The sequence below is a fragment of the Curtobacterium salicis genome, assembly GCF_011759505.1.
Classification (GTDB): Bacteria; Actinomycetota; Actinomycetes; order Actinomycetales; family Microbacteriaceae; genus Curtobacterium; species Curtobacterium salicis.
This window is the reverse complement of the sequence record NZ_JAAOYO010000005.1, coordinates 269,699-285,262: the sequence shown is the minus strand read 5'-3', so window position 1 is coordinate 285,262 and position 15,564 is coordinate 269,699. Positions and strand designations below refer to the sequence as shown.

Below are 15,564 nucleotides of genomic sequence, written 5' to 3'. Positions count from 1 at the left end.
GTCACATTCCGAACCCGGAAGCTAAGCCTCTCAGCGCCGATGGTACTGCAAGGGGGACCTTGTGGGAGAGTAGGACGCCGCCGGACTTCTTTTCAATGATGTGGCCATCGGCCCTCCATCGGGAGCGAAAGCTCTCGTGAGGGCCGGTGGCCATTTTCTGTTTCATCTGAGCCGCTCGAGGTCGACTCTGCGTCCCGTTCATGATGAACTGGGCGCAGGTGGGCAGCCGAGCTGCCCCTACACACAACGACACAGCGGACGATCGCCGAGACACAGGTCTTCGGCACGCAATGAGGAGCTACGGTGGCGAACGACGACGAACAGCGACGAGACGGGCGTGACGGAGACCGTCCGGATCGATCTCGACGCGAAGGCGACAGCGGTCGTTGGTCGTCTGGTCCGCGTGACTTCGAACGGCGTGAGGGCGAACGAGCCGGGGGTGCTCCTCGTGGCGACCGTCCCCGCGGCGACAGCACCGATCGTCGACCCGCCGGCCGCGACTTCCGCGATGGTGGCGCACGGAGCGATCGCCCTTCGTGGCGATCGGATCGGCCTGCGTCAGACCGTCCGCGTCGTGATGGTGACCGTCCGTTCCGCAGCAACGACGACCGTCCCCGTCGCGACGGCGACCGGCCGGTGCGCAGCGGCAGCGATCGTCCGTTCCGTGGGAACGATGACCGACCGCGTCGTGATGGTGACCGTCCGTTCCGCGGCAACGATGACCGTCCCCGTCGCGACGGCGACCGTCCGTTCCGCGGCAACGATGACCGTCCCCGTCGTGATGGTGACCGTCCGTTCCGCGGCAACGATGACCGTCCCCGTCGGGACGGTGACCGTCCGTTCCGCAGCAACGATGACCGTCCCCGTCGCGATGGCGACCGGCCGGTGCGCAGCGGCAGCGATCGCCCGTTCCGTGGGAACGATGACCGTCCCCGGCGCGATGGCGACCGTCCGGTGCGCAGCGGCAGCGATCGTCCGTTCCGTGGGAACGATGACCGGCCCCGTCGTGATGGTGACCGTCCGTTCCGCGGCAACGATGACCGTCCGCGTCGCGACAGTGACCGTCCCTTCCGCGGCAACGATGACCGTCCCCGTCGGGACGGTGACCGTCCGGTCCGCAGCGGTAGCGATCGACCGTTCCGCGGCAACGATGACCGTCCCCGTCGCGATGGCGACCGTCCGTTCCGCAGCAACGACGACCGTCCCCGTCGTGATGGCGACCGCCCGGTCCGCAGCAGCGATCGTCCGTTCCGTGGGAACGATGACCGTCCCCGTCGTGATGGCGACCGTCCCTTCCGCAGCAACGACGACCGTCCCTCCCGCGACGGTGGCACCGAGCGCAAGCGCTTCGGGGACGGCAACCGTTCCGCCGGTGCTCGTTTCGGTGAGGCCGCTCGTGACGACTGGGAGGACCGCGACCCGTACGGCACCCGCTCGATCCGCCCGCGCCACGACGACCCGGAGATCCCGGAGGAAGTGGATGCACGCGACCTCCACCCCGCGGCCCGTGCTGAGCTCAAGACCCTCAGCAAGGACAACGCGGACTGGGTGGCACGACACCTCGTCACCGCAGCACTGCTCGTGGATTCCGATCCGGAAGAGGCGAACCAGCACGCGTTGAGCGCTGCCCGTCGTGCCGGCCGCGTGGCTGTCGTCCGCGAGACCGCGGCGATCACCGCCTACCGGCTGGGCGACTTCGCCACGGCACTCCGTGAGCTGCGCACCTACCGACGCATCTCCGGGCGCAACGACCAGCTCCCGATGATGGTGGACTGCGAACGTGGGCTCGGTCGCCCCGAACGTGCTCTCGAGCTCGGGCGGTCCGTCGACCGCGCGGCTCTCGAGACGCCGGTGCAGGTCGAACTCGCGATCGCGATGTCCGGAGCACGTCTCGACCTCGGGAATCCCACAGCCGCGCTCGGCGAGCTGGAGATTCCACAGCTCGACCCGTCGACGGCCTACACCTGGTCACCGGCGCTCTACAGTGCTTACGCGGCCACGCTCGAGGAGCTCGGCCGCCAGGACGAGGCCGACGAGTGGTGGGCCCGCGTCGACCGCGCGGCCGAAGCCCTCGCGGAAGCCGCTGAAGACGATGCTTGGGAGACAGTGGATGTGGTCGAGGAAGCGATCGAAGTCGACGAGTTCGACGAGCCCGGGGACGACGAGCCCGGAGACGACGAGCCCGACAGCGACGAGCCCGGAGACGACGAGCCCGGGGACGACGAGCCCGGACACGACGAGCCGAGCGCAGACGAGTCCGTCCAGCTCGACGACGCAGAACTCGGGGACGCCGAGCCCGGCAACGGGTACGTCAGCACCCTCGGGGACGACGACCTCGACGACGACTCCGACGACGCCGGAGACCAGCCCGGCGAGGTCGACGAGGACAACCCACGGGACATCGACGGGTCCGCAGCCGGCTGATTCCCCGCGCGCTCCGGTCGACGGCATCGATGTGGTCCTGACGGACCTCGACGGAGTCGTGTACCGGGGTCGGAACGCCATCCCGCACGCCGTGGAGGCCCTCACCCGAGCCGCCACGTCGGCGCGCGTCGGCTACATCACGAACAACGCCTCGCGGCGCCCGATCGACGTCGCGGAGCACCTCGAGCAGTACGGGCTCGAGGTCACCGCAGACGACGTCGTGACGTCCTCACAGGCAGGTGCTCGGCTGCTCGCCACGCTCGTCCCGGAAGGGTCGAGGGTGTTGGTCATCGGAGGTCTCGGACTGACGACCATCGTCGAGCAGGCCGGGTTCGTGGTGACCGACAGTGCGGACGATGACCCTGCAGCGGTCATCCAGGGGTTCTCACCGGACCTCGGATGGAAGCAGCTCGCCGAGGCCTCCTTCGCGCTGGCCGACGCTTCCGTGCCGTGGGTGGCGACCAACATGGACTGGTCGATCCCGGTCGAGCGTGGCATCGCCCCCGGGAACGGCACGCTCGTCGCGGCTGTGCACCAGGCGGTGAGCCGCATGCCGGTGGTTGCGGGGAAGCCCGAGCGGCCGATCTTCGACGCGGCCCTCGCGCGGTTCGGGGGCGAGCGGCCGCTGTTCATCGGGGACCGGCTCGACACGGACATCAAGGGTGCGAACGACGCCGGCATCCCGAGCGTGCTCGTGCTCACCGGCATCGACCAACCGAAGCAGGTCCTCGCGGCCGACCAGCGTTCGCGGCCGACCTACGTCTTGCGGGACCTCCGCGGACTGCACGAGCCGTACCCGGTCACCATCCGCTCGGAGGACGCGGACGGAACGCGTCGGGTCACGGTCGGTGAGTCGACGGTCACGATGCGCGGACACGTCGTCCGCGCCGAGCAGGTCGGCCCGGACGAGATGGACCTGTTGCGCGCGGGTGCGACGGCGATCTGGGACTCTGGCCTGGCCATCTACGGCCTCGACGTGGACCCGGCGCTGTACGGCGGCGAGTAGCGTGATGGGCGTGGAACCAGCGCCGACGGACGACGTGACGGGCGCCGTCCTCCCGGCTGCTCCGGACGGAACTCCCGCGGTTCCGCGAGCTGTACCGGGTCCGCCGCGACCGACCCCTGGCCCGCCCCGCGGAACGGCCGGCCCTGCCGACGTTCCGCGCGAGGGCGACGGTCGTGCGCCGGTGTCGGTTCCGCAGGAGGACGGCGGGCAGCCCTCCGAGGACGGCCTCGACGACCGTTCCGGAACGGCGGTCGGCGGCAGCATGGGGGACCGGGTTGCGGACGTCGAGCGCCTCGCGCTCGCTGACCGTGCAGACGCGTTCGCGGCGCTGCACGACGAACTCCGGACCCGGCTCGAGCGGGGCGGAGACGGCCGTGGTTGAGTCCGACGTCACCGCGGACCACCCGACCGGGACCCCGAGCGCGAGCACGACCCGGACCCCGAGCACGACCCGGAGCATCATCACGCCCACGAACGGAACGGCACCCACGAACACCACCGACCAGTCGACCGACACGGGCCAGGCGACCGACCCCGGCCAGCCGACCAGCACCGACCAGACGACAACGACGCCGACCGCGACGTTGCGCCTCGACGCGGCCATCCCCGCTCGAGGGCTCGCGCGGTCGCGAACGGCAGCGGCTGCTCTCATCGCGGCCGGTCGTGTGACGATCGACGGGGTCCCGGTCGTCAAGGCCTCGACCCCGGTCTCCGCTGCGGCGGACATCGTGGTCGACGCCGAGGACGAATGGGTCTCGCGTGCTGCGGTGAAGCTCGTCGGCGCGCTCGATGCGTTCGGGGTCGACCCGAGCGGGCGGACAATCCTGGACGTGGGCGCCTCCACCGGTGGCTTCACGCAGGTGTTGTTGGCGCGCGGCGCCTCGCGGGTGATCGCCCTCGATGTGGGGCACGGTCAGCTGGCACCGGTGATCGCCCGCGACGAACGGGTCGTCGTGGTCGAGGGGGTCAACGCGCGGAACCTCACGAGCACCGACTACCTCGCCCTCGATCCGGCGGCGGAGCGCACGAGCCTGGTGGTGGGGGACCTGTCGTTCATCAGCCTCCGCATGGTGCTGCCCGCACTGGTCGAAGCGGTCCCGGCCGACGACTTCGTCCTGCTGGTCAAGCCGCAGTTCGAGGTCGGCCGGACCGGCATCCGTGAGGGGATCGTCCGCGATGCGTCGTTGCGGCAGGACGCCCTGATGAACGTCCTCTGGGCCGCATGGGACCTTGGCCTCGGAACGGCGGGGTTGGCGCCCTCGCCGATCGTCGGGACGCACGGCAACCACGAGTACCTCGCGCGTCTCCAGCGAGGTGCCGGGGAGAACCCGACAGAATGGATCCTCCGGGCGACGGAACTGGCGGAGGGAGCTCCATGAGCGACGAACGACACATTCTGCTGGTCTCGCACACGGGTCGGCGTGACTCGATCGACGCTGCGGTCGAGGTGTGCGACATCCTGCACGACGCCGGCCTCACCCCTGTGATGCCGTTCGACGAGTACGCCGACATCCGCCGCGCCGAAGCGTCGGTCGGGCAGGTCGACATCCTCGGCGTCGACGTCCGTCCCGACGAGATCGAGATCGTCATCGTCCTCGGCGGCGACGGCACGATCCTCCGTGCTGCTGAACTGGCCCGCGGTACCAAGGCCCCGATCGTCGGCGTCAACCTCGGGCACGTCGGTTTCCTCGCCGAGAGCGAGCGCGACGGTCTCGCCGAAACGGTCGAGCGTGCCCTGACGGGGGACTACAAGGTCGAGGAACGTGTCGCCCTGCAGGTCGACGTCGTCGTCGGCAACGAGATCGTCTACTCCAGCTGGGCGCTCAACGAGGCAACGGTGGAGAAGGCCTCCCGTGAGCGCATGCTCGAGGTCGTCACCGAGGTCGACGGTCGACCGCTGTCCTCCTTCGGGTGTGACGGCGTCGTGTTCTCGACCCCGACCGGTTCGACGGCGTACTCCTTCTCCGGCGGTGGTCCCGTGGTGTGGCCCGACGTCGACGCGATCCTGATGGTGCCGCTGAGCGCTCACGCCCTGTTCTCCCGGCCGATCGTGGTCGGACCGGACCGCGTCCTCGCCGTCGAGGTCCTGCGTCGCACCAGCGGCGTGGGCGTGCTGTGGTGTGACGGACGGCGGACACACGACCTGCCTCCCGGGGCTCGGGTCGAGGTCCGTCGGTCCCCGGAACCGGTGCGGGTCGCCCGGATCAAGGACGCCGCGTTCGCCGATCGTCTGGTCGCGAAGTTCCGACTGCCGGTCGCGGGGTGGCGTGGGCCGCAGCGTGACGACGAGGACGTGTGACGCAGGCGCCTGCACGCACCCCTTGAGGTCCAGCGCAGCACTCACGAGCACCAGCACCAGCACCCGCACGAGCACCTCCACGAGCGACCCCACGCACACCCCCACGAGCACGAGCACCGGCACCACGACGTGAACCAGCAGCAGGAGCACATCCAGTGATCGAGGAAATCCGCATCTCCGACCTCGGCGTGATCGGCGACGCCACCCTCGAACTCGGTCCCGGCTTCACCGTCGTGACCGGTGAGACGGGCGCCGGCAAGACGATGATCGTCACCGCCCTCGGCCTGCTCCTCGGTGCCCGTGCGGACGCCGGTTCGGTCCGACGCGGCGCCCCGAACGCGGTGGTCGAAGGCCGCTGGGTGCTGCCGGACCACGCCGCCGTCGCGGAACGGGTGGAAGACGCCGGCGGGACCGTCGAGGACGGCGAACTCATCCTGACCCGCACGGTCTCCGCCGAAGGGCGGAGCCGCGCGACCGTGGGCGGTCGGACGGCTCCGGTCGCGGTGCTCGGCGAGCTCGCCGACCAACTCGTCACGGTGCACGGGCAGTCCGACCAGATCCGCCTCACCTCCGCTGCCGCCCAACGGGCAGCCCTCGACGGCTTCGGCGGGGCGGCGGTCGAGAAGGCCCTCGCGAAGTACACGGCCGTGTTCGACGCCTGGCAGCAGCACGCCGGAGACCTCGAGACGCTGACCCGTGACCGCGACGAACGGCTCGCCGAGGCCGCGCGCCTCCGGGAGGCCTCGGCGGAGATCGAGGCCGTCGACCCGCAGCCGGGTGAGGACACCGAGCTCGCCGAACGTGCCGAGCGACTCGGGAACCTCGAGGACCTCCGACTGTCGGCGGGCCTGGCGCACGAGGCCGTGTCCAGTGAGTCGCTCGACGGCCCGGACGTCATCGGGCTCGTCGAGTCCGCCCGGCGCGCCATCGAGCGCGTCGCGGGGGTCGACCCGGCGCTGCAGCCCGTGCTGGAGCAGCTGACCGAGCTGGGCATCCAGGCGAGCGAGGCCTCGGCCTCGCTGTCGAGCTACATCGGCTCGCTCGAGCCCGAGGCCGGCCACGACCTGGAGATCATCAACGAACGACGCGCGCTGCTGGTCGGCCTGATCCGGAAGTACGGCGAGACCGTCGAGGACGTCATCACCGCCGGGCAGCGGGCCTCGGACCGGCTCCTCGAGCTCGACGGCGACGACGACCGCATCGTGCAGTTGCAGCAGGCCGTCGAGACCGACCGGGCAGCGCTCGAGACTGCCGGTTCCGCACTGACGAAGGTGCGGACGAAGGCGGCGACGGACCTGGCCAAGCGCGTCACCGCCGAGCTGAAGAGCCTCGCGATGGCCGGTGCGACGCTGGTGGTCGAGGTCACCGACGCGGGCGAGTTCCGGCGACACGGGCGCGACCAGGTCGCGATCCTGCTGCAGCCGCACTCGGGCACCGACCCGCGCCCGATCGGCAAGGGCGCGTCCGGCGGTGAGCTCTCGCGCGTGATGCTCGCGATCGAGGTCGTGATGGCCGGCAGCACCACCGTCCCGACGTTCGTCTTCGACGAGGTCGATGCGGGCGTCGGCGGTGCGGCGGCGATCGAGATCGGACGACGTCTCGCGGCGCTCGCCGAACGGACGCAGGTCATCGTGGTCACGCACCTGGCGCAGGTGGCGGCGTTCGCCACCAACCACCTCAACGTGGTCAAGGACGCCAGCGGCGCGGTGACGTCGTCGAGCGTCCGCCGCCTCGACGGCGACGACCGCCTGCAGGAGATGGCACGGCTGCTCTCCGGGCTCGGGGACAGCGCGAGCGGCATGGAGCATGCACGCGAACTCCTCGAGGTCGCGGGGCACTCCGCCTGACGGACAGGAGGCGCCCGCCGCCACGGGGTGCGCACCCGCCGGTCGCAACGCGCCCGGCGAACGCGGGTCGCGCCTCCCGGCACTTCTGACGTACGATGGAATCCCGTGGCGGACACTCTCAGCGGCGGAACCAATTCTTCGAACGCGACCCCGAAGGTGACGAAGCAGATCTTCGTGACCGGCGGGGTCGTCTCGTCTCTCGGCAAGGGCCTGACGGCGGCCAGCCTCGGCAACCTGCTCACGGCACGCGGCCTCAAGGTCGTCATGCAGAAGCTCGACCCGTACCTCAACGTGGACCCGGGCACGATGAACCCGTTCCAGCACGGCGAGGTCTTCGTGACCGACGACGGCGCCGAGACGGACCTGGACATCGGGCACTACGAGCGCTTCCTCGACATCGACCTGGCGCAGTCGGCGAACGTCACGACCGGTCAGGTCTACTCGACGGTCATCGCCAAGGAACGCCGCGGCGAGTACCTCGGCGACACCGTCCAGGTCATCCCGCACATCACCGACGAGATCAAGCGTCGGATGCGCGAGCAGTCCGAGAACGACCCGCAGCCCGACGTCATCATCACCGAGGTCGGCGGCACGGTCGGTGACATCGAGTCGCAGCCCTTCATCGAGGCGGCACGGCAGGTGCGCCACGAGCTCGGCCGAAACAACGTGTTCTTCGTGCACGTCTCGCTGGTGCCGTTCATGGCGGCCTCGGGCGAGCAGAAGACGAAGCCGACGCAGCACTCGGTCGCGCAGCTCCGGTCGATCGGCATACAGCCGGACGCCCTCGTGCTCCGCAGCGACCGCCCGGTCTCGGACGCGAACAAGCGCAAGATCGCGCTGATGTGCGACGTCGACGAGGACGCCGTGGTGAACGCGGTGGACGTCCCGTCGATCTACGACATCCCGACGATGCTGCACGACCAGGGTCTCGACCAGGTCATCATCGAGGCCCTCCGCCTCGAGGCGCACGACGTCGACTGGTCGCGGTGGAACGGCGTGCTGACCGCGGTGCACGAGCCGAAGAAGGCCGTCACGATCGCCCTGGTCGGCAAGTACATCGACCTGCCCGACGCCTACCTGTCGGTGACCGAGGCGCTGCGTGCCGGCGGTTTCGCGCACACTGCGAAGGTCACGCTGAAGTGGGTCGCCTCGGACGAGTGCACCACGCCCGAGGGCGCGGCGAAGAACCTCGGTGACGTGGACGGCATCTGCATCCCGGGCGGCTTCGGGATCCGCGGGATCGAGGGCAAGCTCGGTGCGCTGAAGTTCGCCCGTGAGCAGAACATCCCGACGCTCGGGCTGTGCCTCGGGCTGCAGTGCATGGTCATCGAGTACGCCCGGCACGAGGCCGGCCTGCTCGACGCGTCGAGCACCGAGTTCGACCCGGAGACCTCCACGCCGGTCATCGCGACGATGGCGGAGCAGGTCGACATCATCGCCGGCGGCGACATGGGCGGCACGATGCGCTTGGGCATGTACCCGGCGAAGTTCCTCGAGGGCTCCCTGGCCGCTGAGCTGTACGGTGCGGACGAGGCGTCGGAGCGTCACCGTCACCGCTACGAGGTGAACAACCACTACCGCGAGCAGATCGCGGACGCCGGCATGGTCTTCTCCGGCACCTCGCCCGACGGCACCCTCGTCGAGTACGTCGAGCTGGACCGCGCGGAGCACCCGTTCTACATCGGCACGCAGGCGCACCCGGAGCTCCGGTCGCGTCCGAACCGCGCGCACCCGCTCTTCGCGGGCCTCGTCGGTGCGGCGATCGAGCGCAACGAGTCGACGCGCCTGTTCGACCCGGAGACCGAAGCGGTCGCCTGATCCGGTAGGTCGCGGTCGCGACCACGTGTCTGACGGGAGGCTCCCCACCAGCTGGTGGGGAGCCTCCCGTCCGTCATCCGCCGGTCTGGACGCGCCCCGTCGTCGGTGGGGCAGGATGGCGAGGTGACTGATGCACCGATCGCCGACGAATCCGCCTCCTTCGACGTGACCGCCTCCGAGCGCGTGTTCGAGGGAGCGGTCTGGGACATCACCCGGGACACCGTCGACTACAACGGCAAGGACATGGTCCGCGAGTACATCGACCACACCGGCGCCGTCGCGGTCTTCGCCGAGGACGAGGACGGCCGCGTCCTCGTCATCCAGCAGTACCGACACCCGGTGCAGCTGCGCGACTGGGAGCTGCCGGCCGGCCTGCTCGACCACGAGGGCGAGGACCACCTGACCGCCGCGAAGCGTGAGCTGGCGGAGGAGGCCGACGTCGAGGCCGACGACTGGCAGCACCTGGTCCGGTACAACACGTCCTCGGGCGGCAGCAACGAGTTCATCGAGGTCTTCCGGGCGACCGGTGTGCGGGCGACCTCGTCGGCGTTCGAGCGGGAGGCCGAGGAGGCCGACATCGTGATCCGCTGGGTGCCGCGCGCCGAGCTCGTCGCCGGGATCCTCGAGGGGCGTCTGCACAACTCGGCGCTCATCGTGGCGACGCTCGCGGTGGAGGCCGCCGAGCGCCGCTAGCGCTCTCGACTGATCCGCGCCCGGTACCCTCGACGGGTGATGCCGTTCGAGCGTGCCGTGCAGGACTACCTGCGGCACATCGCCATCGAGCGTGGCCTGTCGCACCACACGCTGTCGGCCTACCGGCGGGACCTCGTGACGTTCGGCGAGTGGATCGGCACGCAGCCCGCCGTGGACTCCACCGGTGCTGATCGTGCTGGCGGGTCGGGGGTCCTCGACGACGTCGGACGCCTGGCACGTGCGGACCTCGCCGGGTTCGTGCAGCACCTGGCCACCCGTCCGGAGGGGCCGCTGGCTCCCCGGTCGGTCGCGCGCATGCTCAGTTCGGTGCGCTCGTTCTCGGCGTTCGCGGCCGGCGAGGGCTGGCTGCCGCTCGATCCCGGTGCCTCGGTCCGACCGCCGAGAGCTCCGATGCGGCTGCCGAAGGCGATCTCGGTGCACGACATGGAGCGGCTCATCGGCTCCGTCGTCGGTGACGACCCCGTGCAGCTCCGGGACCGGGCGCTCCTCGAACTGCTGTACGCGACCGGCGCCCGCATCTCGGAGGCGGTGGGGCTGTCCGTCGACGACGTGACGACCCTCGCCGACGTGGACGGCGTCGCGGACGACGACACCGACGTGTCCGTGGTGCGGGTCACCGGCAAGGGGAACAAGCAGCGGATCGTGCCGCTCGGCAGCTACGCCCGGGCTGCGGTCGACGCCTACCTGGTGCGGGCACGGCCGGTCTTCGCCGCTCGGGGGACCGCGACTCCGGCGCTGTTCCTCGGTGCTCGCGGTGCGCGGCTGTCGCGGCAGAGCGCCTGGCTCGTGATCCAGGCAGCGGCGGAGCGGGCCGAGCTGACGGCGCACGTGTCACCGCACACGTTCCGGCACTCGTTCGCCACACACCTGCTCGAGGGCGGCGCCGACGTCCGGGTGGTGCAGGAGCTCCTCGGGCACGCGAGTGTCGCGACGACGCAGATCTACACGCTGGTCACGGCGGACATGTTGCGGGACGTCTACCAGACGGCGCACCCGCGGGCGCGACGGTAGGCGGAGCGCTGGTGCCGCAGCACCGTGACCGTGGGACCGGTGACCGTGGGACCCTGGTCGCATGGACCTCGAGGTGGGGCCGGGGCTGACGATCCCCGAGTCCGAACTGCAGTGGCGGTTCTCGCGGTCGTCCGGCGCCGGGGGACAGCACGTCAACACCTCCGACAGCCGTGTCCAACTGACGTGGGACGCCGCTGGGTCGGCGGCCCTCACCGAGGAGCAGCGGACGCGCATCCTCGAGCGGACCACCCGGCGTACGGCCGCGGGGGCGATCACCGTGACGGTGTCCGAGCGGCGGTCCCAGTTGCGCAACCGCGAGGCCGCTCTCGACGCGCTCCGTGAGCTCGTGCGGGACGCGCTCGCCCCGCCCGGTCCGCGACGGCGCGCGACCCGGCCGACGCGCGGGTCCGAGCGTCGACGCCTCGCGAGCAAGCAGCAGCGGTCCGCGACCAAGCAGCAGCGCCGGCGGCCGTCGGACGACTGAACGACTCCTGCCGGCCGGGCAGGCGTCGGGCTCAGAACAGGTGCAGGTGCCCGTTCGCGACGACGACCCCGGTCGCGACGGCGAGCACGAGGGCGGACGCTCCGATGCTCTGCCCGACGACCCGCCAGAGGCCGGTCGCACCCGGACGGACGAGGGCGAGCAGGCCCGCGGCGATGCCGAGCAGGCTGCAGAGCCCCCAGGGGTTGAGGACGAGCGAGACGATCGCCGCGACGACGGCGAGGACCGCGAACACGCAGAACCGCCGATCGGTGCTGCCGTACGCCCACGAGCGGGCCTCGACGGTGCGGGCCGAGGCCTCGACGGAGAACGCCGGACCGGCGGGCATCGCCGCGAGGACGGACACCACCGGCTCCGGTGCCTCACGGGGGAGCACCCGGGTGGCCTCACCCCAGGCGTGGCCGTCCCACCACCGCAGTCGCGCGGTGTCCTGTGGGTCCGGGAACCAGCCGGCGGCCGGCAGTGTCACGGGGAGCTCCTGGTGTGTGCGGGTGTCGTCGGTGCAATCCGACGGTACCCGCCACGTTCCGACTCCATCCGCCCCAGAGCGGGTGTCGGCAGAAGGGGGGACCGGGTCCTCCGGCCCCCGTCTCAGACCGCTGCGGGAGCGGCGTCGACCTCGGCGAAGACGTCCTTGACGGCGGCGAGCAGCCGGGCGTTGAAGTCCACCCCGAGCTGGTTCGGCACGGTCACCAGGACGGTGTCGGCCTGCCGGACGGCCTGATCCGCCGCGAGTTCCGCGACGAGTTGCTCGGGTTCGCCGATGTACGACCGACCGAAGCGGGCGAGGCCACCGTCGAGGTGTCCGACCTGGTCCTGCCCCTCGACCTGTGCTCGGACGCCGAAGTAGTGGCGCGACTCGTCGTCGATGATCGGGATGATGCTGCGGCTCACGCTGACGCGGGGCTCACGCTCCCAGCCCATCTCGCGCCAGGTGCTGCGGAAGCGCTCGATCTGCTCCGCCTGCAGCTGGTCGAAGGGCACGCCGGTGTCCTCGGTGAGCAGGGTCGATGACATGAGGTTCATGCCCTGCTCGGCTGTCCACTCGGCGGTGGCCCGGGTGCCGGCACCCCACCAGATGCGCTCGGACAGGGTGTCGGACTGCGGTGTGATCGCGAGCGACCCGACCGCACCGGTCATCTGCGGGTTCGCGTTCGCCATCGGCTCGCCGGCGATCGCGCGGCGGAAGACCGCGGTGTGGTCGCGGGCCAGGTCGGCGCCGTTCTCGTCGTCGGACTCGGGCACGTAGCCGAACGAGCGGTAGCCGGCGAGGGCGGTCTCGGGTGACCCCCGGCTCACGCCGAGCTGCAGTCGGCCGCCGGAGATGAGGTCGGTGGCCGCGGCTTCCTCCGCCATGTACAGCGGGTTCTCGTACCGCATGTCGATCACGCCGGTGCCGATCTCGATGCGGCTGGTCCGGGCGGCGATGGCGGACAGCAGCGGGAAGGGGGCGGCCTGCTGCGGTGCGAAGTGGTGCACGCGGAAGTACGCGCCGTCGACGCCGGCTTCTTCCGCGGCGACGGCGAGGTCGATGGCCTGCACGAGCGCCTCGCGCCCGCTGCGGACCTTCGAGCCGGGGACGTCGCGCCAGTGCCCGAAGGAGAGGAACCCGATCTTCGTCATGTGCATGCGAACGCATCCGGGTCGGGGTCCATTCCGACGACTACGGTCGGGGGCATGGACCTCGACCCGCGGACCGCCCTGCAGGCCGAACGTGCGCGGGCGACGAAGCTGTCGGCCGACGTCGAGCGCAGCATGCAGGACGTCAGCGACGCCAGGGACGGTGCCAACACCGACGACGAACACGACCCGGAGGGCGCGACCCTCGCCTGGGAACGCGGGTCCCTCGGCGCGGTGCGGGACGACGCGCGCCGCCGCGTCGAGCAGGTCGACGCGGCCCTCGGACGGCTCGACGCCGGGACCTACGGCCGCTGCGCGGTGGGTGGGGAGCCGATCCCGGAGGCGCGCCTGGCCGCCGTGCCGTGGGCGGCGACGTGCGTCGCCCACTCGTGACGTGCCTCCCGGCCGGACGGGAGGCACGGGTGGCTCCGGTGGTCTCGTCGCGATGCGCGGTCCCCACCGCACACGGACCCGTTCCGCCGCGGTTTCCCAGCCGCGCGCCCTAGCGTTCGGGCATGCACGGCGACCCGACTGAGCCTCCCCGGAGTGCCGTTCCCGACGCATCCGCGGAGCAGGCCGACCGCGGTCGGCAGCGCTTCCAGTGGTTCCGCGACATGCGCACCTGGATCCACGCCCGCCCGCACGTGCACCTGTTCTACAAGGTCCTCGTCGGGATCGTCGGCGGCCTCATCGTCGTCATCGGCCTGATCCTGGTGCCGCTGCCCGGGCCCGGTTGGCTGGTCGTCTTCGTCGGCCTGACGGTCCTGGCGAGCGAGTTCCACTTCTTCCACCGCATCATCACGTGGCTCCGCGCGAAGCTGCACCGGTTCTGGGACTGGGCGAAGCACCACGCGCCGTCGAAGCGGATGCGCGACGCGGCGGACAAGGGCAAGGCGGACGTCGACGCCGCACACGCCGAGGCGCACCGGAACGTCGGGGTGCAGCGCCCGCGTGGTCGGACCGCTCGTCCCGGCCACTAGTACCGCGCGGCCCGGGTCCGCCCGTCAGACGGTGCGGACCGATCCGGTCGCGGTGCGTTCGACCTCGTCCGCTGCGGCCTCTTCCACCTCGGCCGCGTCCTTCGACGTGACCTGCAGCACGAGGGCGACGATCGCTGCCAGGACGATGAACGCGCCGTACCCGGCGAGCACCGGCACCAGACCGAGCGACGGCTCGAGGAACCCGCCGATGACGCTCGGCACCCCGAACGCCAGGTAGCTGACCACGTAGATGGTCGAGAGCAGGCCGGCGCGGTGCGTGGGGGCCGCGGTGGCGAGCAGCATCCGGAGCGGCGCCTGGAAGCCCGCACCGAAGCCGACGCCGGCGATCGCACTGCCGACGACCAGGCCGGGCAGCGACGGCATGAACACGAACGTGACGGTGACGACCGGTCCGAGGACGAGCGCGACGAGACCGAGCAGGACCGCCCGGCGGGTGTCGACCCGCTGGATCGCCAGGCCGGTCAGGGCGCCGACACCGGTGACGACCGCGATCAGGGCACCGGCGGCGAAGTGGTTGTGGATGCCGAACACCGCGCCGAGCGCGGACGGCACGAGCGACAGGAACAGTCCACCGAGCGCCCAGCTCGACACGAGCGACCCGGCGACGCTCCGGAACAGGCGACGGGAGGCCCGTGGCACCGACACCGTGGGTCGGAGCGAGCGCAGGGCGCCCGGTCGACGGACGACCTGCTCGGGGACGACCGCGAGGGCGATGACGAGGAGCACGAGGAGCGTGCCGAACAGCAGGTAGACGAGCTGCTCCGGCGCCGGACCCCACTCGACGAGGGCGCCGCTCGACAGGGCTCCGGTGGCGAGGGCGATCGGCGGGATGACGCCGTTGAGGACGCCGGCGAGCGAGGGGTGCCGCTCGAGCGAGTTGTCGATGAGTGCCGCTCCGAGGGCACCGATGAGCAGTCCGACCGAGACGCCCTGCACGATGCGGTCGACGATGAGCGCGCCGAGCCCGTCGGCGACGGCGAACAGGCCGAGCGAGACGGCGACGCCGAGGCCGCCGACCACCAGGACGGGCTTCCGACCGACGTGGTCCGAGAGCCGTCCGGCGATGAGCAGGCTGAGCAGGAGTCCGGCGACGTAGATGGCGAACACCGCGGTGAGCATCAGCGGGGTGAGGTGCCACTCGGCCGCGTAGACCGGGTAGATCGGGGACGGCACGGCCGACGAGGCGACCGAGACGAGGAGCATCGTCGCGAGGATCCAGAACCCTGCGACGGAACGTGGTGACTGCATGGCCGTCCCTTTCGTTGTACGACTGCATTCGTACCGTACTTGCACAGTACGACGCAAGTCGTACTAGCGGTCCC

Annotated in this window: 16 protein-coding genes and 1 rRNA gene; 13 read left to right on the top strand and 4 right to left on the bottom strand. The window is 71.1% G+C overall.

Going from position 1 to position 15,564, the window contains the following annotated elements:
- Positions 1–86 (top strand): 5S ribosomal RNA (rrf, locus tag E9228_RS16310); the annotation flags it as partial.
- Between the two features lie 472 nt (positions 87–558).
- Here the strand turns inward: rrf and E9228_RS16305 are convergent.
- On the bottom strand, positions 559–1,497 hold the full coding sequence (locus E9228_RS16305) for a hypothetical protein (protein WP_166781575.1): 939 nt from the start codon (positions 1,495–1,497) through the stop codon (positions 559–561).
- Here E9228_RS16305 and E9228_RS16300 point away from each other — a divergent pair.
- The 10 genes from E9228_RS16300 to arfB all read left to right on the top strand — a co-directional run bounded on the left by E9228_RS16300 (position 1,477) and on the right by arfB (position 11,603).
- A complete protein-coding gene (locus E9228_RS16300; protein ID WP_166781574.1) occupies positions 1,477–2,424 on the top strand; it encodes a tetratricopeptide repeat protein in 948 nt (315 codons plus the stop codon). The genes E9228_RS16305 and E9228_RS16300 overlap by 21 nt on opposite strands.
- 31 nt (positions 2,425–2,455) lie before the next feature.
- Positions 2,456–3,430, top strand: a complete 975-nt coding sequence (locus tag E9228_RS16295; RefSeq protein WP_341849925.1) for an HAD-IIA family hydrolase — start codon at positions 2,456–2,458, stop codon at positions 3,428–3,430.
- A gap of 181 nt (positions 3,431–3,611) precedes the next feature.
- On the top strand, positions 3,612–3,812 hold the full coding sequence (locus E9228_RS16290) for a hypothetical protein (protein WP_166781350.1): 201 nt from the start codon (positions 3,612–3,614) through the stop codon (positions 3,810–3,812).
- Positions 3,813–4,014: 202 nt separating this feature from the next.
- A complete protein-coding gene (locus E9228_RS16285; protein ID WP_166781605.1) occupies positions 4,015–4,809 on the top strand; it encodes a TlyA family RNA methyltransferase in 795 nt (264 codons plus the stop codon).
- On the top strand, positions 4,806–5,729 hold the full coding sequence (locus E9228_RS16280) for an NAD kinase (protein ID WP_166781573.1): 924 nt from the start codon (positions 4,806–4,808) through the stop codon (positions 5,727–5,729). Before E9228_RS16285 ends, E9228_RS16280 begins: the two co-directional genes overlap by 4 nt.
- A 155-nt stretch (positions 5,730–5,884) precedes the next feature.
- Positions 5,885–7,576: a DNA repair protein RecN gene (gene recN / locus E9228_RS16275; protein ID WP_166781572.1), complete on the top strand. Its 1,692-nt coding sequence runs from the start codon at positions 5,885–5,887 to the stop codon at positions 7,574–7,576.
- Positions 7,577–7,681: 105 nt separating this feature from the next.
- Positions 7,682–9,394, top strand: coding sequence for a CTP synthase (locus E9228_RS16270; RefSeq protein WP_341849924.1), 1,713 nt, complete (start codon positions 7,682–7,684; stop codon positions 9,392–9,394).
- 123 nt (positions 9,395–9,517) lie between these two features.
- Positions 9,518–10,087, top strand: a complete 570-nt coding sequence (locus tag E9228_RS16265; RefSeq protein ID WP_166781571.1) for an NUDIX domain-containing protein — start codon at positions 9,518–9,520, stop codon at positions 10,085–10,087.
- 39 nt (positions 10,088–10,126) lie between these two features.
- Positions 10,127–11,119, top strand: a complete 993-nt coding sequence (locus E9228_RS16260) for a site-specific tyrosine recombinase XerD (RefSeq protein ID WP_166781603.1) — start codon at positions 10,127–10,129, stop codon at positions 11,117–11,119.
- 61 nt (positions 11,120–11,180) lie between these two features.
- Positions 11,181–11,603: an alternative ribosome rescue aminoacyl-tRNA hydrolase ArfB gene (gene arfB, locus E9228_RS16255; protein ID WP_166781570.1), complete on the top strand. Its 423-nt coding sequence runs from the start codon at positions 11,181–11,183 to the stop codon at positions 11,601–11,603.
- Between the two features lie 31 nt (positions 11,604–11,634).
- On the opposite strand, the gene E9228_RS16825 is transcribed toward arfB, so the two are convergent.
- Both E9228_RS16825 and E9228_RS16245 read right to left on the bottom strand, forming a co-directional pair.
- Positions 11,635–12,090: a DUF2510 domain-containing protein gene (locus E9228_RS16825; protein WP_208386376.1), complete on the bottom strand. Its 456-nt coding sequence runs from the start codon at positions 12,088–12,090 to the stop codon at positions 11,635–11,637.
- A gap of 122 nt (positions 12,091–12,212) precedes the next feature.
- Positions 12,213–13,250, bottom strand: coding sequence for an LLM class flavin-dependent oxidoreductase (locus E9228_RS16245; RefSeq protein ID WP_166781569.1), 1,038 nt, complete (start codon positions 13,248–13,250; stop codon positions 12,213–12,215).
- 48 nt (positions 13,251–13,298) lie between these two features.
- Here E9228_RS16245 and E9228_RS16240 point away from each other — a divergent pair, with 48 nt between their 5' ends.
- The gene (locus E9228_RS16240; RefSeq protein ID WP_166781568.1) at positions 13,299–13,634 is read left to right on the top strand and encodes a TraR/DksA family transcriptional regulator; all 336 of its coding nucleotides are present in this window, start codon (positions 13,299–13,301) and stop codon (positions 13,632–13,634) included.
- Positions 13,635–13,756: 122 nt separating this feature from the next.
- On the top strand, positions 13,757–14,221 hold the full coding sequence (locus tag E9228_RS16235) for a TIGR02611 family protein (protein WP_252728414.1): 465 nt from the start codon (positions 13,757–13,759) through the stop codon (positions 14,219–14,221).
- Between the two features lie 24 nt (positions 14,222–14,245).
- On the opposite strand, the gene E9228_RS16230 is transcribed toward E9228_RS16235, so the two are convergent.
- The gene (locus E9228_RS16230; RefSeq protein ID WP_166781567.1) at positions 14,246–15,490 is read right to left on the bottom strand and encodes an MFS transporter; all 1,245 of its coding nucleotides are present in this window, start codon (positions 15,488–15,490) and stop codon (positions 14,246–14,248) included.
- Between the last annotated feature and the right edge of the window lie 74 nt (positions 15,491–15,564).

What these genes read in the sequence shown, in the direction of transcription:
- E9228_RS16280 (WP_166781573.1), top strand. Translation starts at nt 4,806, where the DNA reads ATGAGCGACGAACGACACATTCTGCTGGTCTCGCACACGGGTCGGCGT.
- E9228_RS16260 (WP_166781603.1), top strand. Translation starts at nt 10,127, where the DNA reads ATGCCGTTCGAGCGTGCCGTGCAGGACTACCTGCGGCACATCGCCATC.
- arfB (WP_166781570.1), top strand. Translation starts at nt 11,181, where the DNA reads ATGGACCTCGAGGTGGGGCCGGGGCTGACGATCCCCGAGTCCGAACTG.
- E9228_RS16245 (WP_166781569.1), bottom strand. Translation starts at nt 13,250, where the DNA reads ATGCACATGACGAAGATCGGGTTCCTCTCCTTCGGGCACTGGCGCGAC.
- E9228_RS16240 (WP_166781568.1), top strand. Translation starts at nt 13,299, where the DNA reads ATGGACCTCGACCCGCGGACCGCCCTGCAGGCCGAACGTGCGCGGGCG.
- E9228_RS16235 (WP_252728414.1), top strand. Translation starts at nt 13,757, where the DNA reads ATGCACGGCGACCCGACTGAGCCTCCCCGGAGTGCCGTTCCCGACGCA.
- E9228_RS16230 (WP_166781567.1), bottom strand. Translation starts at nt 15,490, where the DNA reads ATGCAGTCACCACGTTCCGTCGCAGGGTTCTGGATCCTCGCGACGATG.